This window comes from Sphingomonas sp. (genome assembly GCF_051962185.1).
In the GTDB taxonomy this organism is placed as follows: Bacteria; Pseudomonadota; Alphaproteobacteria; order Sphingomonadales; family Sphingomonadaceae; genus Sphingomonas.
The window spans coordinates 1-2475 of sequence record NZ_JBQCCN010000117.1 but is presented as its reverse complement, the minus strand read 5'-3'; the positions used below and the strand labels follow the sequence as shown (position 1 = coordinate 2475).

Sequence of the window (2475 nt, the reverse complement as noted above, 5' to 3'; positions counted from 1 at the left end):
ATGAACATCATCGGCGACGTCGAGGGGCGCTTCTGCATCTTGATCGACGACATCGTCGATTCGGCCGGCACGCTCTGCAACGCCGCCGCCGCGCTCAAGCAGGCGGGCGCCGAGGGCGTGGTCGCCTATGTCACGCACGGCGTGCTGTCGGGCGGCGCCATCGCCCGCGTCGAGGGATCGGTGCTCGAGGAATTGGTCATCACCGACTCGATCGGCAATCACGACACGATCTCGGCAGCGAAGAAAGTGCGCCACCTGACGATCGCGCCGCTGCTGGCGGAAGCGATCCGCCGCATCGCCGACGAAAGCTCGGTCTCGAGCTTGTTCGACTAACCGCTCCCCGCGTCGGAGGGTAAGTGACGTCCGGCACAGAGCCATTTGATCCATCGTCACCCCGGCCTTGTGCTGGGGCCCGCCGAGCATCTTGGTCATGGCCAAGAAGGTCGATGGACATGACATGCGGCACCGCGGATCCCGGCACAAGGCCGGGATGACGGTTTGTGCCGATGGTGAGCGCGGGGTCCGATGGCGAGATGCCGTCTTTGACGTATCGAAACTGCCTCCGCCTTCGCCGGGGAGGATTATCTATCGAATTAAGGGCCTTAATGCCCCAGCGTCTTGACGATATGGTCGAGCACCGCCGGATACAGCGGATTGCGGAAACTGCAGCCGATCTCCATCCCGCGCCGCCAGGCGATGGTCGCTTCCAGACCCTGCATGCCGGGGATCGTCAGCCAGACGATCTGTCCGGCATCGAGCGCATAATGCGCCTCGGCCCGGAAGCCGGTAACCGAAAGGTCGAGCAGGCGGACATCGTATTTGTTCGAATGCCGGTCGCGCAGTTTCGCGGCCATCGCGATCGACACGCGATCCTGGCGGCGGTGATCGTCGCCACCGCCGACCGGTCGATCGAATCCGAACGTACCCGCGTCCATGTCGCATAGCATGGTTAGCAGACGTTAATTTCTCGCAAAGAAGGATCGGTCCGGCCCGATCTGTCGTCAGATCACGGCGTCCCAGATCAATTTGCCGCCGACCAGGACCATCAGCACGTAGATCGCGGCGTAGAAACGCTCGGGCGAGACGCGCCGCACCAACCACACCCCGGCGACCGTCGAGGCAATCGCCACCGGCACCAGTGCCGCCGCGGTGAGCAGATTGGCACGGGTGAACTGGCCAAGCGCGATATAGGCCGGCACCTTGATCCAATTGACCGCCGCGAAGAAGATCGCGGTCGTCCCGACCAGCACGTCGCGCTGGAGACGGCGCGGTAACACCCAGATCTGGAACGGTGGCTGGCCGGCATGCGCGATCTGGCTGGTGAAGCCCGAGGCGATGCCGAACAGCGATCCCAGCCATTCGGGCAGGCCCCTGGCGACCTGTGGCGGCCCGTTGCGCTCCGCCCACAGCCGATACGCGCCGAACAGCAGCGAGATCGCGCCGACCGCGCCGAGCACCGCGCTTTCCGAAAACTTCGCCGCGAACAGATAACCGAGCAGGATGCCGAGGATCGCGCCGGGCATCATCCAGCCGAGCAATCGCCAGTCGACCGTGCGGCGGAACGCCCAGACCCCGACCACGTCCTGGACGATCAGGATCGGCAGCAGGATCGCCGCCGCCCGGACCGGCGAGATGACGAAGGCGAGCATCGGCAGCGACAAAGCGCCCACGCCCGCGAATCCGCCCTTGGACAGGCCGAGCATGAGCACCGCCGGAATCGCCAGCGCGTAGAAATGCCAGTCGAGGATCACCGCGCGCCGATGCCCATGCCTATCGCGCGACCTCGGTCGTGGCGGCCCGCACCCCGGCATTGCCGCGGCGGTTGAGTTCGGCCTTGAGCGTCTCGGCCGGGGGCGCCCAGAGGAAACCGAAGCTGACCGTGCCGCGCCTGGTTTCGACCACGTGGTGCAGCCGATGCGCTTGAACGATCCGCTTCATATAGGCCGACCGCGGCAGATAGCGCGTCGCGACGCGGCGATGGACGATGACGTCGTGGAATCCGAAATAGATCGCGCCATATGCCGCGATTCCCGCGCCGATCCACGTGCTTCCCCACCACCACCCGAGTTGCACGCCGCCCAGCAGCAGCACGATCGAGGGAATGGCGAAGATCACCGCGTAGAGATCGTTGAGTTCCCACCGGCCGGTGCGCGGGCGGTGATGGCTGGCGTGCAGGAACCAGCCGGGGCCGTGCATCACCCAGCGATGCATCACATAGGCGAAACCTTCCATCGCCGTCACGGTGGCGAGGAATAGCAGGATGCCTAGGGCCGGGGTCATCGCACGATATAGGAGCAGGACAGATCGACATTCAAACCAATCCTCCCCCGCCATGGCAGGGGAATCGCATTTGGCTTGCGCGTTTGGGGTGACTGGATTCTGAAGCTGTCTCCATAGTTGGAGGCGGGGATGGAGGAGTTTTCGGATCACTTTGCGGACGTGCCTGATCCGCGTGCAGCCAATGCGCGTCACGAT

Annotated in this window: 4 protein-coding genes; 1 reads left to right on the top strand and 3 read right to left on the bottom strand. The window is 64.8% G+C overall.

All coding sequences use genetic code 11. The annotated features are described in order from the left end of the window. The coding region (gene prs, locus ACTHJR_RS06670; RefSeq protein ID WP_440522344.1) for a ribose-phosphate diphosphokinase at positions 1 to 333 on the top strand (333 nt) is incomplete at its 5' end. A gap of 269 nt (positions 334 to 602) precedes the next feature. On the opposite strand, the gene ACTHJR_RS06665 is transcribed toward prs, so the two are convergent. The 3 genes from ACTHJR_RS06665 to ACTHJR_RS06655 form a co-directional block, all read right to left on the bottom strand. Further along, on the bottom strand, positions 603 to 935 hold the full coding sequence (locus ACTHJR_RS06665; protein WP_440522343.1) for a PilZ domain-containing protein: 333 nt from the start codon (positions 933 to 935) through the stop codon (positions 603 to 605). A 66-nt stretch (positions 936 to 1001) separates the two neighbouring features. Then, positions 1002 to 1703: a sulfite exporter TauE/SafE family protein gene (locus ACTHJR_RS06660; protein ID WP_440522345.1), complete on the bottom strand. Its 702-nt coding sequence runs from the start codon at positions 1701 to 1703 to the stop codon at positions 1002 to 1004. Positions 1704 to 1770: 67 nt separating this feature from the next. Next, on the bottom strand, positions 1771 to 2280 hold the full coding sequence (locus ACTHJR_RS06655) for a sterol desaturase family protein (RefSeq protein WP_440522342.1): 510 nt from the start codon (positions 2278 to 2280) through the stop codon (positions 1771 to 1773). Positions 2281 to 2475: the final 195 nt, after the last annotated feature.

What these genes read in the sequence shown, in the direction of transcription:
- ACTHJR_RS06655 (WP_440522342.1), bottom strand. Translation starts at nt 2,280, where the DNA reads ATGACCCCGGCCCTAGGCATCCTGCTATTCCTCGCCACCGTGACGGCG.
- ACTHJR_RS06665 (WP_440522343.1), bottom strand. Translation starts at nt 935, where the DNA reads ATGGACGCGGGTACGTTCGGATTCGATCGACCGGTCGGCGGTGGCGAC.
- ACTHJR_RS06660 (WP_440522345.1), bottom strand. Translation starts at nt 1,703, where the DNA reads ATGCTCGGCCTGTCCAAGGGCGGATTCGCGGGCGTGGGCGCTTTGTCG.